General features: G+C 54.0%; 15 protein-coding genes and 1 riboswitch. Of the genes, 9 read left to right on the top strand and 6 right to left on the bottom strand.

The features are described 5' to 3' along the window. The first annotated feature begins 6 nt into the window (after nucleotides 1-6). From baeR to RCF31_RS00150, 7 genes are all read left to right on the top strand, one after another. Nucleotides 7-714 carry a two-component system response regulator BaeR gene (baeR, locus tag RCF31_RS00180; protein ID WP_416412082.1) on the top strand — a complete coding sequence of 236 codons (708 nt, stop codon included), beginning with the start codon at nucleotides 7-9 and terminating at the stop codon, nucleotides 712-714. 142 nt (nucleotides 715-856) lie between these two features. After that, the gene (gene yegQ / locus RCF31_RS00175; RefSeq protein ID WP_416412081.1) at nucleotides 857-2,230 is read left to right on the top strand and encodes a tRNA 5-hydroxyuridine modification protein YegQ; all 1,374 of its coding nucleotides are present in this window, start codon (nucleotides 857-859) and stop codon (nucleotides 2,228-2,230) included. A 230-nt stretch (nucleotides 2,231-2,460) separates the two neighbouring features. Further along, nucleotides 2,461-3,360 (top strand): lipid kinase YegS, encoded by a 900-nt coding sequence (gene yegS, locus RCF31_RS00170; protein ID WP_416412080.1) that lies wholly within the window; start codon nucleotides 2,461-2,463, stop codon nucleotides 3,358-3,360. Between the two features lie 242 nt (nucleotides 3,361-3,602). Beyond that, the gene (locus RCF31_RS00165; RefSeq protein WP_416413186.1) at nucleotides 3,603-4,613 is read left to right on the top strand and encodes a Zn-dependent oxidoreductase; all 1,011 of its coding nucleotides are present in this window, start codon (nucleotides 3,603-3,605) and stop codon (nucleotides 4,611-4,613) included. 82 nt (nucleotides 4,614-4,695) lie between these two features. After that, a complete protein-coding gene (locus RCF31_RS00160) occupies nucleotides 4,696-5,979 on the top strand; it encodes an MFS transporter (protein WP_313684871.1) in 1,284 nt (427 codons plus the stop codon). Nucleotides 5,980-6,032: 53 nt separating this feature from the next. Continuing rightward, nucleotides 6,033-7,502, top strand: coding sequence for a mannitol dehydrogenase family protein (locus RCF31_RS00155; RefSeq protein ID WP_416412079.1), 1,470 nt, complete (start codon nucleotides 6,033-6,035; stop codon nucleotides 7,500-7,502). A gap of 67 nt (nucleotides 7,503-7,569) precedes the next feature. Next, nucleotides 7,570-8,256 carry a GntR family transcriptional regulator gene (locus tag RCF31_RS00150; protein WP_416412078.1) on the top strand — a complete coding sequence of 229 codons (687 nt, stop codon included), beginning with the start codon at nucleotides 7,570-7,572 and terminating at the stop codon, nucleotides 8,254-8,256. An 82-nt stretch (nucleotides 8,257-8,338) separates the two neighbouring features. Here RCF31_RS00150 and fbaB read toward each other — a convergent pair whose 3' ends face one another. The 6 genes from fbaB to RCF31_RS00120 form a co-directional block, all read right to left on the bottom strand. Further along, nucleotides 8,339-9,391 (bottom strand): class I fructose-bisphosphate aldolase, encoded by a 1,053-nt coding sequence (gene fbaB, locus RCF31_RS00145; RefSeq protein WP_416412077.1) that lies wholly within the window; start codon nucleotides 9,389-9,391, stop codon nucleotides 8,339-8,341. A 148-nt stretch (nucleotides 9,392-9,539) separates the two neighbouring features. Further along, nucleotides 9,540-10,340: a bifunctional hydroxymethylpyrimidine kinase/phosphomethylpyrimidine kinase gene (thiD, locus tag RCF31_RS00140; protein ID WP_416412076.1), complete on the bottom strand. Its 801-nt coding sequence runs from the start codon at nucleotides 10,338-10,340 to the stop codon at nucleotides 9,540-9,542. Further along, nucleotides 10,337-11,122, bottom strand: coding sequence for a hydroxyethylthiazole kinase (gene thiM, locus RCF31_RS00135; RefSeq protein ID WP_416412075.1), 786 nt, complete (start codon nucleotides 11,120-11,122; stop codon nucleotides 10,337-10,339). Before thiM ends, thiD begins: the two co-directional genes overlap by 4 nt. 33 nt (nucleotides 11,123-11,155) lie before the next feature. Next, a riboswitch (TPP riboswitch) is annotated at nucleotides 11,156-11,250 on the bottom strand. A 109-nt stretch (nucleotides 11,251-11,359) separates the two neighbouring features. Beyond that, nucleotides 11,360-11,752, bottom strand: coding sequence for a putative T6SS immunity periplasmic lipoprotein (locus tag RCF31_RS00130; protein ID WP_416412074.1), 393 nt, complete (start codon nucleotides 11,750-11,752; stop codon nucleotides 11,360-11,362). Continuing rightward, on the bottom strand, nucleotides 11,753-12,313 hold the full coding sequence (locus tag RCF31_RS00125) for a type IV secretion protein Rhs (RefSeq protein WP_416412073.1): 561 nt from the start codon (nucleotides 12,311-12,313) through the stop codon (nucleotides 11,753-11,755). A 79-nt stretch (nucleotides 12,314-12,392) separates the two neighbouring features. Next, nucleotides 12,393-12,569 carry a DUF3606 domain-containing protein gene (locus RCF31_RS00120; RefSeq protein WP_416412072.1) on the bottom strand — a complete coding sequence of 59 codons (177 nt, stop codon included), beginning with the start codon at nucleotides 12,567-12,569 and terminating at the stop codon, nucleotides 12,393-12,395. A gap of 526 nt (nucleotides 12,570-13,095) precedes the next feature. On the opposite strand from RCF31_RS00120, the gene chiP reads away from it, so the two are divergent. Continuing rightward, nucleotides 13,096-14,493 (top strand): chitoporin ChiP, encoded by a 1,398-nt coding sequence (gene chiP, locus RCF31_RS00115; RefSeq protein ID WP_416412071.1) that lies wholly within the window; start codon nucleotides 13,096-13,098, stop codon nucleotides 14,491-14,493. Nucleotides 14,494-14,541: 48 nt separating this feature from the next. Beyond that, nucleotides 14,542-17,205, top strand: a complete 2,664-nt coding sequence (locus tag RCF31_RS00110; RefSeq protein WP_416412070.1) for a beta-N-acetylhexosaminidase — start codon at nucleotides 14,542-14,544, stop codon at nucleotides 17,203-17,205. Nucleotides 17,206-17,529: the final 324 nt, after the last annotated feature.

Genomic DNA, 17,529 nt, shown 5'->3' with positions numbered 1-17,529 from the left:
CAGCCTATGAGCACGGAAAAGCAAGACCCTTTAATCCTTGTTGTTGAAGACGAGCCAAAACTGGCGCAGCTGATGATTGATTATCTGCAGGCGTCTAACTACCGCACCCATCACATTGGCGATGGCAGCGAGGTGCTGACTTATGTGCAGCAGTCTCCGCCGGATCTGATGTTGCTGGATTTAATGCTGCCTGGCCGTGATGGCCTGACCCTGTGCCGTGAAATCCGCCGTTTTTCCGATCTGCCGATCATTATGGTGACGGCGCGCACTGAAGAGATTGATCGCCTGCTGGGGCTGGAAATCGGTGCCGACGATTACATTTGTAAGCCATTCAGTCCGCGTGAAGTGGTAGCTCGGGTGAAAACCATCCTGCGCCGTGTCAAACGCTCGCCGGAAGAAGTCCAGCAGGCGTCCCATTTGCTGATTGATGAAAGCCGCTTTCAGGCCAGCTGGCGCGAACAGCCGCTGGAGCTGACGCCCGCCGAGTTTCGTTTGCTGAAAACTCTGGCGCTGGAGCCGGGCAAAGTGTTTTCGCGCGAGCAGCTGCTTAACCATTTGTATGACGACTACCGCGTGGTCACCGATCGCACCATCGACAGTCACATCAAAAATCTGCGCCGTAAGCTGGAAAATCTCGATGCCGAGCAACCCTTTATCCGCGCGGTATACGGTATGGGCTATCGCTGGGAAGCCGATGTGTGCCGCTTAGTGTAGCAGGCAGCGCATTACCTTGATCCAGGTCAATTTACTTCGCGGTGGCCCTGCCTAAAATTCCCCACCTTTTGCAGGGCCGTCTGACACGGCCACTGCACATGCCATCCACGATGGCATGCTGACCTGACATCAGTGAGATCCCATGTTTAAACCTGAACTGCTTTCTCCAGCGGGAACGCTGAAGAATATGCGCTATGCCTTTGCCTATGGTGCCGACGCGGTGTATGCCGGTCAGCCTCGTTACAGCCTGCGCGTGCGCAATAACGAATTCACCCATGAAAACCTCGCCAAAGGTATTGATGAGGCCCATCGGCTCGGTAAAAAATTCTACGTCGTCGTCAATATTGCGCCGCATAACGCCAAGCTGAAGACCTTTATCCGCGATCTGACGCCAGTGGTGGCGATGCAGCCGGATGCGCTGATCATGTCCGATCCCGGCCTGATTATGCTGGTGCGTGAAGCCTTTCCGGCGATGCCGATTCATCTTTCGGTGCAGGCTAATGCCGTCAACTGGGCGACAGTGAAATTCTGGCAGCAGATGGGACTGACGCGGGTGATCCTGTCGCGTGAACTGTCACTGGAAGAGATTGCCGAGATCCGCCAGCAGGTGCCGGAAATGGAAATCGAGATCTTCGTACACGGTGCGCTGTGCATGGCGTATTCCGGCCGTTGCCTGCTCTCGGGCTACCTGAACAAACGCGATCCCAACCAGGGTACCTGCACCAACGCCTGCCGCTGGGAATACAAGGTGGAAGAAGGCCAGCAGGATGAAGTCGGCAATATTGTCGGTTTTCATCAGCCGGTGGAGATGCAGGACAGCGCACCGACGCTCGGCATCGGTACCCCCACCGACCGGGTGTTTCTGCTGGAAGAGAAGATGAAACCCGGCGAGACCATGAGCGCCTTTGAGGATGAACATGGTACGTACATCATGAATTCCAAAGATCTGCGCGCGGTGGCGCATGTCGAGCGTTTGAGTCAGATGGGAGTGCATTCCCTGAAGATTGAGGGGCGTACCAAGTCGTTTTATTACTGTGCACGTACCGCGCAGGTTTATCGTCGGGCCATTGACGATGCCGCCGCCGGTAAGCCCTTCGATCCCGCGCTGCTGGAAACGCTGGAAGGGCTGGCACATCGCGGCTATACCGAAGGTTTTCTGCGTCGCCATACCCATGACAGTTACCAGAATTATCAGCAGGGTTACTCGGTATCCGAACGCCAGCAGTTTGTCGGCGAGTTTACCGGCGAACGCCGGGGTGACTGGGCGCAGGTGGCAGTGAAGAACAAATTTCTGCTCGGTGATGAACTGGAGATCATGACTCCCAACGGCAACCTGAACTGTCGGCTGGAAGCAATGCAGAATGACAAAGGCAACGCGGTTGAGGTGGCTCCGGGTGATGGTCACCGCATCTGGTTGCCGGTGCCGGAACATATCGATCTGGCTTTCGCCCTGCTGCTGCGTAATTTTACCGATGGCGACAGCACGCGCGATCCTCACGCCAGCAATCGCACGTAATGAAAAGAAATGGTTGAAATTAGAACAAGATCACAGACCGCCGTTTCGCCCTGGCGTAAACTCGTTTCCGCTGCTAACGAGTAACAATAAACAGCAGGTAGTACCAGGAACCACCTCATTCACCCGCCCGGCTCCCCCGTGCGGGTTTTCTTTTTTCGTCACCCGCCGATAAAGTTCCCTGCCCAGCTATGCTATAACCACCTGTCTGAGAAAGCATTAAGGGACGAATCATGCAAAACAAACCGCTGACGTTATTGATCCTCAACGGCAAAGGCGCCGGAAATGAGGAATTGCGGGCCGCCGTCAATCAACTGCGTGACGAAGGCTTTAATCTGGCCGTGCGTGTCACCTGGGAAAAAGGCGATGGTGACCGTTATGTCCAGGAAGCGGTCAGTTTGCAGGCTGAAACCGTGGTGGCGGGTGGCGGTGATGGCACCATCAATGAAATCGCTACCGCACTGGCCGCATTAGCGGAATCACAACGACCGGTACTGGGGATTTTACCGCTTGGCACGGCCAATGATTTTGCTACCAGCGCAGGTATCCCGCTGGAGATGGAACCGGCATTACGCCTGGCGGTGCTCGGCAAGGCCAGCGCCATCGACCTGGCGCGGGTGAATGGCGATCGCTACTTTATCAACATGGCAACCGGGGGCTTTGGCACCCGTATCACCACAGAAACGCCAGAGAAACTCAAATCGGCGCTCGGCGGCGTCTCGTATTTTATTCACGGTTTAACCCGCGTTGATACCTTAAAGCCGGATAGCTGCGAAATCAGCGCCGCGAATTTTAACTGGCAAGGCGATGCGCTGGTGATCGGCATTGGTAATGGTCGCCAGGCGGGCGGTGGACAGAAATTATGCCCGGATGCGTTGATCAATGATGGTCAGCTCAACCTGAGTATCGTCACGGCTCAGGAGCTGCTGCCTACCCTGCTGCATTCACTGACGCGCGATGATGAAAACCCGAACATTGTCGGTGCGAAGTTACCGTCACTGCATATTCGCTCACCCCATGAGATGACCTTCAATCTCGATGGTGAACCGCTCACCGGCAGTGAATTCCAGATTGAGGTACTGCCGGGCGCGCTGAGCTGCCGTTTACCACCGCAGTGTCCGTTGCTGGCGTGATCTGAACAATATCCCCCCGTAGCAGCGCGATTTATCGCGCATTTTTTTCACCACGCCGCGCAAGACGTTGCGCGATAAATCGCACCGCTACCACTCAGTGTCTGTACCTGCCCATCTTGTGACCCTCTTCACAACTCCGCAACGTAGACTTGTATGGTAGTATTTGTGCGCGTATTTTTTCCTCATTGAATTCCCGTTAATGCCCAATTCCCCTGAAGAGGATGCCAGGCAAGGAGCTGATGATGAAAAGTGTCGTGATTGAACAACCGGGTGAACTGGTGCTGGCGGAGCGTCCTGTGCCGCAACCTGCCGCCGGAGAAGTACGCGTTAAAGTCCAGTTTGCCAGCATCTGTGGCTCCGATGTGCATATCTGGCACGGTCATAATCCATTCGCCAGATATCCACGCGTGATCGGTCATGAATTCTTTGGTGTGATCGATGCCACAGGTCTCGGTGTTGATGAACGTCGTATTGGTGAACGCGTGGCCGTCGATCCGGTGGTGAGTTGTGGCCACTGCTATCCCTGCTCCATTGGTCGCCCCAATGTTTGCAAAGAACTCCAGGTGATTGGCGTGCACCGCGATGGTGGCTTTAGCGAGTTCGCTGTCGCCCCGGCCAAAAATGCCTTCCGTTTGCCCGACAGCATTCCCGATAAACTGGCCAGCATGATCGAGCCTTTCACCATCGCCGCCAACATCACCGCATTCCTGCAACCGCAGCCGCAGGATGTCGCATTGATTTATGGTGCCGGTCCGATGGGTCTGACCGCCATTCAGGTATTGAAAGGGGTCTACGGCGTTAAACAGGTACTGGTGGTGGACCGTCTGCCAGAACGCCTGGCGCTGGCGCAACAAAACGGTGCCGACCAGGTGTTTAACAACAGCGAGATCCCGCTGGCTGCCCAGCTTGAAGGGGTGCAGCCCACGCTCATCATTGATGCCGCCTGCCATCCGGCCATTCTGGCGGAAGCGGCCGCCCTCGCCTCACCGGCAGCCCGCATCGGCCTGCTGGGCTTTTCAGGCGAACCCTGCAGCATTACGCAGCAGAGCCTGACCAGCAAAGAACTGTCGCTGTTTACTTCGCGTCTCAACAGCAACCGTTTTCCGCAAGTGATTGAGTGGATGGAAAAAGGCCAGATTCAGCCAGAGAAACTGGTTACGCACTATTTCCCGCTGGCAGAAATTGAACGCGCGATGACGTTGTTCGAAAAAGACCCACGCACCTGCTGCAAAGTGATTCTGCACATGGCCTGAGTTAACCTTCACACCAGGTGTCCTCCTGCCGGTACGTACCCACCGGCAGTACTACTATAAAGATGATGATGTCGGAGTTTCTATGTTGAAGAATCTGCGCTGGACCCTCGTACTGCTGTTGTTTCTGGTTTATATGATCAACTACCTCGATCGTATTGCCTTGTCCCTGACCGTTCCGCTGGTGGAAAAAGATTTGATGATCAATGCCGAGCAGTTCGGCATGATTTTCGGCAGTTTCTTCTTCGGCTATGCCCTCTTCAACTTTATCGGCGGCCTCGCCACCGATAAATTCGGTCCGACCATTGTGCTCGGCACTGCGGTGGGCATGTGGTCGCTGTTTTGCGGTATGACCGCGCTTGCCACTGGCTTCTGGTCGATGATGATCCTGCGCGTGCTGTTCGGCATGGCAGAAGGGCCAATCTGCGCCTCGGCCAACAAAGCCATCAATGGCTGGTTCCCGAAAAAACAGGCCGCCACGGCCATGGGCTTATTAAGTGCCGGTTCCCCGCTCGGTGGCGCAGTCGCTGGTCCGATTATCGGCTATCTGGCGCTGTCATTCGGCTGGCGTCCGGCCTTCGTTGCCATCTGCGTCATTGGTCTGGTGTGGATGGCAATCTGGTTCTTTATCGCGGCGGATAACCCGGCGAAAAGCAAACGTGTCTCACCGGCAGAGCGTGCGCTGGTGGAAAAACTGAAAGCTGAACAGTCGAATGAAGAAGAGGACCTGGCCGGGGCCGCGCACGGTATGGGTTACTATCTGCGCCAGCCAATCATCCTGGTCACGGCATTCGCCTTCTTTTGCTACAACTACATTCTGTTCTTCTTCCTGAGCTGGTTCCCGGCGTATCTGGTGCAGGCGCATGGTCTGGATATCAAAGCCATGAGTATCACCACCATGATCCCGTGGATTGTCGGTTTCGTCGGTCTGGCGCTGGGTGGCTGGATTTCCGACAAAATTTTCAACATCACCGGTAAGTTGCTGTTGTCGCGTAAAATTGTGCTGGTGGTCTCACTGCTGGCTGCCGCAATTTGTGTCGCGCTGGCGGGTACGATAAAAGAGGTCAATTCGGCGGTGATCATGATGTCGATCTCCATCTTCTTCCTCTACATCACTGGCGCGATCTATTGGGCGATTATTCAGGACGTGGTGCACAAAAGCCGTGTCGGTAGCATCAGTGGCTTTATCCATCTGGTGGGTAGCCTGTCGGGCATCATTGGTCCTATCGTCACCGGCTTTATCGTCCAGCACACCGGCAAATTTGACAGCGCCTTTGTGCTGGCCGGAGTGGTCGCTGGCCTGGGTGCGCTGCTGGTGCTGTTTGTCATCCGCAGCCCGAAAACCAGCAACAAACCGGTTTCCGCTTAACAGATTGATCATGACGGGGCGGTTCCGCGCCCCGTTTGCTAAAAGGAATGATGATGTTAGAGATTGAACGCCTTCCCGCCGACGTACAACGTCCGAGCTATGACCGCACCAAACTGAAAACCCGCATGGTCCACATCGGGTTTGGTGCCTTTCACCGCGCCCATCAGGCACTGGCGAGCGACAAACTGGCCGCTCAGGGCAGTGACTGGGGTTACTGTGAAGTGAACCTCAACAGCGGCGCATTAATCGAGGCGCTGCGCCAGCAGGACTTACTCTACACCCTGACTGAAATGGCCGATGACAGTCTGCATACCCGGGTGATTGGGGTGATCACCGCCGCCCTGCATGGCAAGGGGGATGGCATTGAGGCGGTGATTGAGGCCATGAGCCAGCCGGATGTGGCGATTGTGTCGATGACGGTCACCGAAAAAGGCTACTGCCACCTGCCTGCCAGCGGCAACCTCAACCCTGATCATCCTGATATCGTTCACGACCTGGCCCAGCCGCAGGCACCACGCTCTTTACCGGGGCTGATTCTGGCTGCGATCATCCGTCGCCGCGAACGGGGTTTAGCGCCGTTTAGCGTGATGTCCTGCGACAACATGCCGGAGAACGGTCACGTGACGCGCAACGTGATCGTCCAGCTGGCGGAACGTCACAGCAGCGATCTGGCCGATTATATTAAAGCCCACCTCTCCTTCCCCTCGACCATGGTCGATCGCATCGTTCCGGCCATGACTGATGCCGCATTCGCCACCCTGGCGGCACGGCTCGGCAGCAGCGATCCGGTTGCCGTGGAAGCGGAACCCTTCTTCCAGTGGGTGATCGAAGACAATTTTGTCAGTGGCCGTCCCGCCTGGGAGAATGCCGGGGCTGAGCTGGTGAGCGATGTGCTGCCGTTCGAAGAGATGAAGCTGCGTATGCTGAACGGCAGCCACTCCTTCCTCGCGTATCTTGGCTACCTGGCGGGTTACGAACATATCAGCGACTGTATGGCCGATCCCCATTATCGCAGCGCCGCCCGCGCGTTGATGATGCAGGATCAGGCTCCCACCTTGCGTACCCAGGGAGTGGATCTGGCGGCCTATGCCGATTCGCTGATTGCTCGCTACGAAAACCGCGCGATCAAACATCGCACCTATCAGATCGCCACCGATGGCACGCAAAAGCTGCCGCAGCGCATGCTGGATAGTGTGCGCTGGCATTTGCAAAATGGTTCAGGCTGCGATTTTCTGTTGCTGGGGGTGGCGGGCTGGATGCGTTATGTCAGCGGTGTGGATGAACACGGCCAGCCGATTGAGATTCGCGACCCATTGAAAGATGAGCTGGCGCGCATTGTGGCGTCGAGCGAAGAAGGTGCACCTCGTGTTCGCGCCTTACTGGGATTGAAAGCGGTATTCGGTGGGGACTTACTGCATCATGCCGGCTTCGTGGCACGCGTCACCGAACTCTATCAGCAATTGTGTGCCGCAGGTGCTCGCGCCACAGTGCATGCCCTCACCCGGGCTGCAACAAACTTGTAGCGCAGAGGCAGCGTGCTGATTAGACTGCTCCCTTATAACCTCCATAATTCGATACGGATATTGCTGCATGTCGATTGCCTATACCATAACCACCAGCGAACCCGTAAATCAGCAGATTTACCGCTATCTGCGTCGGGATATAGTTACCTGCGCCATCCATCCCGGCTCGCTGCTGTCGGAAAAAGAGGTTTCAGCGCGCTTTAATGTCTCACGCCAGCCAGTGCGTGAAGCCTTTATCAAACTGGCTGAGGCTGGACTGGTACAGGTATTACCGCAACGCGGCACTTTTGTACGCAAGATTTCCGCCCAGCGCGTCGCCGATGGCCGGTTTATCCGTGAGGCGGTGGAAATCGCCGTGGTGCGCCGTGCGGCTCAGGAAATCGCGCCAGAGGCGCTGATGGCGCTGGAACATAATCTTCAGCTGCAGCGTTTAGCGGCCGAACGCCATGACAGCCAGTCATTCCTCTCCCTCGATGATGAGTTTCACCGCCTGATTGCGGAAAGCATCAACTGCCTGCTGGCATGGGAAACGGTGGAGAACATTAAAGCCACCATGGACCGGGTCCGTTTTCTGACACTGAGCGAAGTTTCGCCACCGGAAAGCCTGATTCAGCAGCATGAAGAGATTTATGCGGCGCTGAAAGCGCATGATGTCGAGGCCGCAGAGTCAGCGATGCGTCGTCATTTGCAGGAAATGATTCTGACCATCACGCCGATTGCGGAACGTAATAGCGAGTGGTTTGAAGCGCCTTAAGTGATTGTTAATTTCGTAGTGGCGCGATTTATCGCGCCCGAACAGCAGCAAGCACTGCCCGGACGCGAAATGGCAAGCATAATCAGGCGATAGTCACGTCTTTCGCCAGATAAACATCCTGCACCGCGTTAATCAGCTCCACGCCTTCTTTTAGCGATTTCTTAAACGCTTTGCGTCCCAGAATCAGACCCATACCGCCCGCGCGTTTGTTAATCACTGCCGTACGCACTGACTCGGCGACATCGGTCGCTCCGGCGGCTGCCCCGCCAGAGTTAATCAATCCGGCGCGTCCCATATAACAGTTCGCCAGTTGATAACGCACCAGATCAATCGGGTTTTCCGTGGTCAGCTTGCTGTAGACACGCTCATCGGTGTGACCGAAGTTGACGGCGGTGTAACCCCCGTTATTTTCCGCCATTTTCTGCTTCACAATGTCCGCGCCAATGGTCGCCGCAAGATGGTTGGCCTGACCGGTTAAATCGGCGCTGGCATGATAATCCACACCATCTTTCTTAAAGCCGTTATTGCGCAGATAGGCCCACAGCACCGTCACCATGCCCAGCTCATGGGCGCGTTCAAACGCAACGGAAATCTCTTCAATCTGTCGACGAGACTGCTCAGAGCCGAAATAGATAGTTGCACCGACCGCGATGGCCCCCATATTGAACGCCTGCTCCACGCTGGCGTACAGGGTCTGGTCGTACTGGGTTGGATAGCTCAGCGTCTCGTTATGGTTCAGTTTCACCATAAAGGGAATCTTGTGTGCGTAACGGCGCGCAACCGAAGCCAGCACGCCATAGGTAGAAGCGACACAGTTGCAGCCCGCTTCAATCGCCAGCTCCACGATATTTTTCGGATCGAAGTAGTGCGGGTTGGCAGCAAACGAAGCACCCGCCGAGTGCTCAACGCCCTGATCAACCGGCAGAATCGACAGATAGCCCGTGCCCGCCAGTCGGCCAGTGTTGTACAAGGTTTGCATATTACGTAACACGACTGGAGAACGATTGTTGTCCGTCATTACGCGATCAACATAATCCGCGCCCGGTAAATAAAGGCTTTCCGCTGGAATGGTCATGCAGCGATGTTGAAGAAGACTGTCCGCTTCTTTGCCCAATAACTGAACGATGTCCGTCATGCTGACTCCTGAATAAATGGCTGGATTGGAACCGACACCTGCCGATTCGCCCCCAACAGCCTGGACCCAAATCCGCCAGGCTGGCAAATTGCTGACTCCATTTTTCAGACAGATGCGCAGGCAAAAAACGGCAATCCGGCGTTACGCCCTACCACCAGCGGTGGAAATGGTGCACCGGCCCAATACCTTTGCCGACCTCTAGCGAATCCGCCTGCAACAGCGCCTGTTGCAGCCACGCTTTGGCTTCCGCCACCGTGGCTGACCAACTGTCATGCCGTGGACGCAGTGCCGCCAGCGCCGCTGACAACGAACAGCCAGTGCCATGCGTGTTGCGGGTATTGACGCGAGGTGCGGTAAAGCGCTGGCGTCCGCTGCGAGTGATCAGCCAGTCCGGGCTTTCCGCATCACTCAGATGTCCTCCCTTCATCAGTACCGCTTCACACCCGAGATCGAGCAACGCATCGCCCTGCTGAAGCATGGTGGCTTCATCCTGCGCCATGCTCCGTCCAAGCAACGCCGCCGCTTCCGGTAAATTTGGCGTAATCAGGGAAACCTGGGGTAGTAGCAGTTCACGGATACTGTCGATGGCATCCGGTGACAACAACGCGTCGCCGCTTTTGGCAATCATCACCGTATCCAGCACCACAAACGGCAGGCTGGCACGCTTCAGCTTCGCAGCGACGATTTCCACTATCGCTGTTTCCGCCAGCATGCCGATTTTAGCGCTGTCGATACGCACATCATCGAGTACCGAATCCAGTTGTGCACCGACAAATTCCGGATCGATGCGATACACCGATTGCACGCCACAGGTATTCTGCGCCACCAGAGCGGTGATCACGCTGGTGCCGTAAGCGCCGAGTGCCGAAAAGGCTTTAAGATCGGCCTGAATTCCCGCGCCACCGCTCGGATCGGTGCCCGCGATGGTTAATGCATTGATGCGCTTCATGGCGTCACCTCCAGCGTCCACAGCTCATCGAGGAAGGTGGCCACAAAGCTCCCTGGTCCCTGCACCTGACGCGCAGCCCTTTCCCCCGCCAGCGACATCACTCGGCAGGCCGCAGCCACATGTTGCAGACGCTCACCCGGCAGGCTGGCAAAGGCCGCCACCACTGCCGATAGTGCACAACCAGTACCCACCACCCGCGTCATTAACGGGCTGCCGCCGGGAATAGCCAGGGTGTTGTGGCCGTCAGTGACATAATCCACTTCGCCAGTGACCGCTACGATGCTGTGATAATCACGCGCCAGCTGCTGCGCGGCACTGATCGCCGCGTCGGCCTGATGCAGGCTATCCACACCACGCCCACCTGCCGCCTGATTCGCCAGCGCCAGGATTTCTGAGGCATTGCCACGAATAGCCGCAGGTTGCTGGCTTAGCAGCTGCTGACAAAATTCTGTGCGAAACGTTAACGCGCCGACCGCTACCGGATCGAGCGTCCAGGGCGTCCCTGCCCGGTTGGCTGCGGAGACAGCTGCTTGCATCGCATCACGACGATCGCGTGTCAGGGTGCCGACATTAATCAGCAACGCATCGGCGAAACCACTGAACTGTGCGGCTTCATCTACCTCGATCACCATGGCAGGTGAAGCGCGCAGCGCCAGCAGGACATTCGCGGTAAAGGTTTGGACGACATCATTCGTCATGCAGTGCACCAGCGGCATATGCTGACGGAGTAACTGAAGAGATTGCGCGAGTTGCGCTGTGGAGAGAAGGTCAGGCTGTTTCATAAGGCTCCCAACCGGCGATCAAGAAGACGAATGCGGTCAGGCATCTGACTTCCCTACGCTGGCATTATCCAGATCAGGTCAGCGGGTGTATCTCAGCCCCGTTTAAGAGGGCACCCCGAGTCATTTAAAATCAAAAGGTTGCGTCAATGTTCTTCATTAACTCATGAACAGGATAATGCCAGCAGAAAGCCCGACAAACAAGCGATAAAATCTACGTAAATCCGATGATGATTAACGTTAGCGTCCAACTGGTGGGCTAATCTGCTGCAGACCATTCAATGTTGAAAACACAACGGAAAGGTAACGCCCACTATCAATATCGTTTTTTTCAATCGTGTAATAGGCAGTATATGTATGGTCCCGTTTGAAATCATAACCAAACGTTGGCAAACATTGTCCATTGGTTACATACGCAGGTTTTTTGGCTAATGTCCTGAGAAGATGATTATCTTCTCCATCTGATATCTGTACCGCAGAAACATATTCACCCGTTCGTATTGGTGCGGTAATACAAACCCGGTTATCTCTTATCGCGACATTAGCTGGCTCTTTAGGTGGAATTCTATCGCCCGGCCCGGGACAACCGGAAAGCAGAGCGGCTGCCACTATTATTAAATAATTTTTATACACTTACGTTCCCCTGCCTGTCACAATCTTTTTATAAAGTACTGGAACATCTTTTAAGGGGTGTTTACCCCGGTATTTTCCGAAACGCGAAGGCCTTTGGTAGAAATGCCACTGTTCGATTCCGTAAACCAACAATAGCCAATAATCAGCAATAATTGATGCCTGTTGCTCAAGCGAATAATCCATTAATTTCTCTTTATCCAAATCATAGGTATAATTTGCAGCCCAGCTAAAAGTCCCACGCAAGCGCACCCATTGCCCACGTTGATGCTGCCATACATGGCCTAACTCATGAATGAAAACCCATTTATCAACCATATTTACTGAAGAAGCTGAAAAATCCGGGCTGTAAATTTTTTTCCTGAACCATATCTCACCGTTAGGAGTCATAGCATAGTCAGGATTTTGCAGTCCAAAGGGAAGATAACTGTCACAATGAATCCAGACTCGATTATAGGCAATACTATGACCTAATACCCTCTGTGCCATAGCAATTTCCCCCAAAGTCATCAGACGCAGCGTTCCTTCTTCAATATCTTGTTTTTTCTGTTCGCCTATTATCATCCCGATAATTCCTTATCTTTTAATCCATTATTTGATGTAGTAAACCCCGCAGAGCGGGGTTTCCAGGCAGAATGGACACCTACTTACCGAGATATTGCTTCACTTTCTGCGTATCCTTACCCACGTTTGCGACTGCGGTTCGTAATTGTGCGACAGAAACATCCAGGGTTTTAGTCCAATATTCGACTTCCCAGGTTTCACTGAGACGAATAACGCGTTTGTCTTCAGGTTGTCTTTTCTCCAAAGCATCAGTCATTTTACAGCTCCTGAGGTTAAATTAAGTGGCATAACGCCCCCTTCAGATCAGCAGCCAGAAGTGTGCTGGCTATCGGCGAAAATCCTAGGCAAAATCCTCATCCAGATCAAGGTATAGAAACTACACCAAAGCACAACAGGTCGTAATTAGCATCGATAAGAAAATTTTTATCTTTGGATTCATGAACTCCCTGCTTTGTAAAGAATACACTTCGCCTGCCACCTTTTAGCCTGTCCTGTTTCGCAATGTCATTCCCCTCGCCCGCCTGTTGGTTTCATGAAGGGATTCATCACGATAAGAACATCCTCCCCCTGACCTGAAATATCTTTATTTAATTAAATATCATACAGATAAGATTAACCATCCTGTCTAAACCTGAGATCCTGTGTTTTGCGTGCCGCGTCATAATTTGCAAAAAATGCTATTGATAATTCGCGTCGCGAAAAATAACATCACACCACTTGTTACATGAGGTAACAGTTTCACCAAACATCATCACTAAAGGAATTATCACGGAGGATTTACCATGAACCGGACTCTTCGCACGCCACTGGCTGCTGCTATTGCTTCCATCCTGGCTATTACGGCATTGATTCCCTGCACACCCGCACTGGCGGCAGGCTTTGTTGATGACTCCTCTCTTAGCGGTTCGCTCTTCTACTGGCAACGCCAGCGAGATCGTAAAGAGATGGATCCGCAGCATGGCAAGTACGGCCAGTATGATGCCAACCTGCACCATGCTTCTGCCAATGCCAGCCTGGACTTCTCTTCCGGCTATCTGGCGAATTTTATTGGTCTCGATCTCGCCGCTTTCGGTGCGCTGGAATTAACCAATGGTGGCCCCGCAGCCCCCAATGAAATTGGCTTCAGCGATGCCCGCACACGCTGGGATGAAAAATGGACCGGTGATAAGAGTGGCGCCAGCCTGTACAAGGCTGCACTGAAAACCAAATGGCAGGATAACTGGCTGCGTGCTGGTTATTTGCAACCAACCGGCCAGACGCTGCTGGCACCGCACTGGAGCTTCCTGCCAGGCACCTATCGCGGCGTCGAAGCGGGAACCACCTTCGACTTTGCAGATACCGGCGCCCTTTCCTTCTCCTGGATGTGGGCAGATCAGTACAAAGCCCCGTGGTATCAGCACATGTACAACTTCCGCAAAGCGGACGGCAAAACGGGTATTCCGTGGCTGCAATCCTTCGGCGCGAAGTATGACTTTAAAAACGATTTCATCCTGGAAGGCGCATATGGTCAGGCGGCAGAATACATGGATCAGTATTTTGCCAAAGCCTCATATCAGCTGCCGCTGGCCGGGTCACCGCTACGCACCAGCTATCAATTTTACGGGGCCAAAGATCGCGAAAGCGGCGGCACCAGCAATATCAACCATGTCTATGACGGTTTAGCCTGGCTGCAGGCCATGACACTGGGTTACACCCTGGGTGCTTTTGATTTCCGTCTCGAAGGGACCTGGGTCAAAGCCGAAGGCAATCAGGGCTTTTTCCTGCAACGCATGACGCCTTCCTATGCCAGTTCCAATGGTCGCATGGATGTGTGGTGGGATTCACGTTCAGACTGGAACGCCAATGGCGAGAAAGCATTGTTTGCCGGAGTCATGGTCGATCTTGGCCACTGGCAATTGCCGGGCTGGCAGGCGGGTGGATCTTATGCCTATGGTTGGGATGCAAAACCCTCAACAAATCCCATCTACAACCAGCAACAACGCCTGACGGAATCTGCGTGGAGTCTCGACCTGGTTTATACCCTGCAGGAAACGCGCGCCAAAGGTACTCAGTTCAAACTGCATTACACCCAGTATGACAATCACAGCAACCTGCCCAGCTACAGCGGTGGCTACGGCAATATTTTCCAGGACGAGAAAGACATCAAATTTATGGTCATCGCGCCCTTTACCCTTTTTTGACCCTGAGCTGGCTGGAGCCAGAATTCATCCACGTATAAGGATAACAGCATGAAAAAATTGAATTTTAGCCTTCTGGCATTGAGCGTTATCGCGCTCGGTGCCTGTAAATCGGTACCACAAAACCAGCAAGCGATCGTGGATCAAATCAGCCAGTTTGGCGTGCAGTACCAGGTAACCGACAATCAGGCCGCCAGTCATGGCGTAGATTGCGCCCAACTCGGCGCTGACTGGGCTTCCTGCAATCGGGCCACCATCAGGCTAACCAACCATGGCCCGGCCATCACCAGCAACAACTGGGCGATTTACATGAGCAACGTGCATGAGACCCTGCGCGTCGATAACGACCAGTTTAAGATGACACATGTCGTCGGCGATTTAACCCGCCTGGAACCGACAGATAAATTCACCGGCTTTGCTGCGGGAGCCACTGTAGAGATCCCCATCGTTAATGAATACTGGCAGCTGTTTATCACCGATGTGATGCCGCGCTGGTACGTCACCGCAGAAGGGGCATCGCCAAAAATTATCAGCAGCACCGACACGGAAAATCTAACTGACTTCGTCCAGCCGTTTGGCGATCAATGGAAGCGTGTGGCTGACGATAAAAACGTGCTGATGCAACCCGACAGCCGTTTCGCCAAAAATGCTGATATCACATTGCTGCCGGCAACTACGTTGCGTGGACAAATTACCCCCACTCCACGTTCGGTCAACATCCATGCAGCTGATGTCGATCTGAGCAAGGGTGTGGTGTTGCATCTCGATGCTTTGTCAGCCAACCAGGCTCAGGCAGTACAGCAACGTTTCGCAATGCTGGGTATTCAACCGAATCTGAAAGGCTACGGCATCAAAACCCGTATTGACTCAAGCAAGTTCCACGGCGAAGAGGCGGTATCGGGTGCTTACCAGCTGCGCATTACCCCTCGTGGTACCGATATCGTTGGCTATGATGCGGCTGGCGCATACTACGGCCTGATGTCGTTGCTCTCGCTGGTCCCTGCCGAGGGCAAACCCATTATCGCCACGCTGGAAGCGCAGGATGCACCGCGTTTTGCCTATCGCGGGGCTTTCCTGGATGTGGCACGTAACTTCCACAGCAAACAGGCGGTGTTGCGGATGCTGGACCAGATGGCCGCATGGAAGATGAACAAATTCCACTTCCATCTTAGTGACGATGAAGGCTGGCGCATCGAAATCCCCGGTCTGCCGGAACTGACCAATGTCGGGAGCAAACGCTGTCACGACCTGAGCGAACAACAATGCCTGGTACCGCAGTTGGGCTCCGGTCCGTTCAGCGATAATCATGGTAGTGGGTATTTCAGCCGCACCGATTATATTGAGATCCTGAAGTATGCTCAGGCACGCAATATTGAAGTGATTCCGGAAATCGATATGCCTGCCCACGCCCGTGCCGCCGTCATCTCGATGGAAGCACGCTATAACCGGCTGATGGCAGCAGGCAAAACGCACGCGGCAAGCGAATTCCGCCTGGTTGATCCCACCGACACTTCCACTACCACCTCGGTACAACTGTACGATCGTACCAGCTACCTCAACCCCTGCCTCGACTCCTCGCAACGTTTTGTTGACAAGGTGATAGGTGAAATTCAACGCATGCACCGCGAAGCAGGCCAGCCGCTGACGACCTGGCACTTTGGTGGTGACGAAGCGAAAAACATTCGTCTTGGCGCAGGCTACACCGATATAAAAAATCCTGAGGCAGGTAAAGGCGTTCTCGATCAGAGTCAGCAAGACAAGCCCTGGGCTAAATCACAGGTCTGCCAGGCATTGGTGAAATCCGGCAAAGTGCAGGACCTGGAACATTTGCCAAGCCACTTTGCGCTGGAAGTCAGCCAGTTGGTCAAAGCGCACGGCATACCGGTGATGCAGGCATGGCAGGATGGTCTGAAAGATGCCAGCAACGCTCATGCTTTCGCCACCTCACGCACGCGCGTTAATTTCTGGGACACCTTGTACTGGGGTGGCTTCGACAGCGCCAATGACTGGACACAAAAAGATTACGATGTGGTGATCTCCAATCCGGATTACGTCTACATGGACTTCCCCTATGAGGTTAATCCACTGGAACGCGGCTATTACTGGGGGACACGTTTTAGTGATGAGCGCAAAATGTTCAGCTTCGCACCGGATAACCTGCCGCAAAATGCTGAGACCTCAGTTGATCGTGATGGCAATCCTTTCGCCACGACGTCGGACAAGCCGTGGGGTGGTGCATATGGCCTCTCTGCCCAGCTATGGAGCGAAACCGTGCGTACCGATCAGCAAATGGAATATATGATTTTCCCGCGTCTGTTAGCGGTTGCGGAACGTGGCTGGCATCGCGCCAGTTGGGAGCTGGATTATCAGCAGGGCCGCAGCTATAAAGGCGGTGAAACCCACCATGTCAACCAGGCACAGCTCACTGGCGACTGGCAGCGTTTTGCCAATCTGCTGGGCCAGCGCGAACTGGGCAAACTGGATAAAGCCGGTGTTCATTACCGTCTCCCAGTCCCTGGCGCGCGCATCAATGCAGGCAGGCTGGAAATGAACATCGCCCTGCCCGGTCTGCCGCTGCAATACAGCCTGGATAATGGCAACAGCTGGATTGACTATCATCCGCAGGCACAACCGACCATTGCCGCAGGCGATAAGGTGATGGTGCGTAGCCTGAGTCTGGATGGAAAAAGGGCGAGTCGCAGCGAAAGCCTGTAATCGAACAAATTGCGCTGGATCATTTCTCATCACTGACGCACCAAATCGTCATAACTGATTCAGCGCAAATAACATCCCGGATGTTGAATGGCAAAAAAGGAGGTGGCACAACAAATAACTCAAAATAGTTATTGGCGTTAATAAAATAAGACCGGGCAAATCAAATTATATTGCGCGCAGGCTGAGTCCCCTGCGCGCTTTTTTATTTGAAATTAATAAATAATTTCAAAATGAGAGCAACATCACTGTTGCTTGATTAATATCAAACTATGAGCGGGTAAAAAACGGCCTAATTTCATTCCGGACCTGAAGAATATAATTAAA

The organism is Pantoea sp. App145 (assembly GCF_047947045.1).
Taxonomy (GTDB): domain Bacteria; phylum Pseudomonadota; class Gammaproteobacteria; order Enterobacterales; family Enterobacteriaceae; genus Pantoea.
The sequence above is the reverse complement of the archived record's forward strand: the minus strand, read 5'-3'. Positions and strand labels throughout refer to the sequence as shown.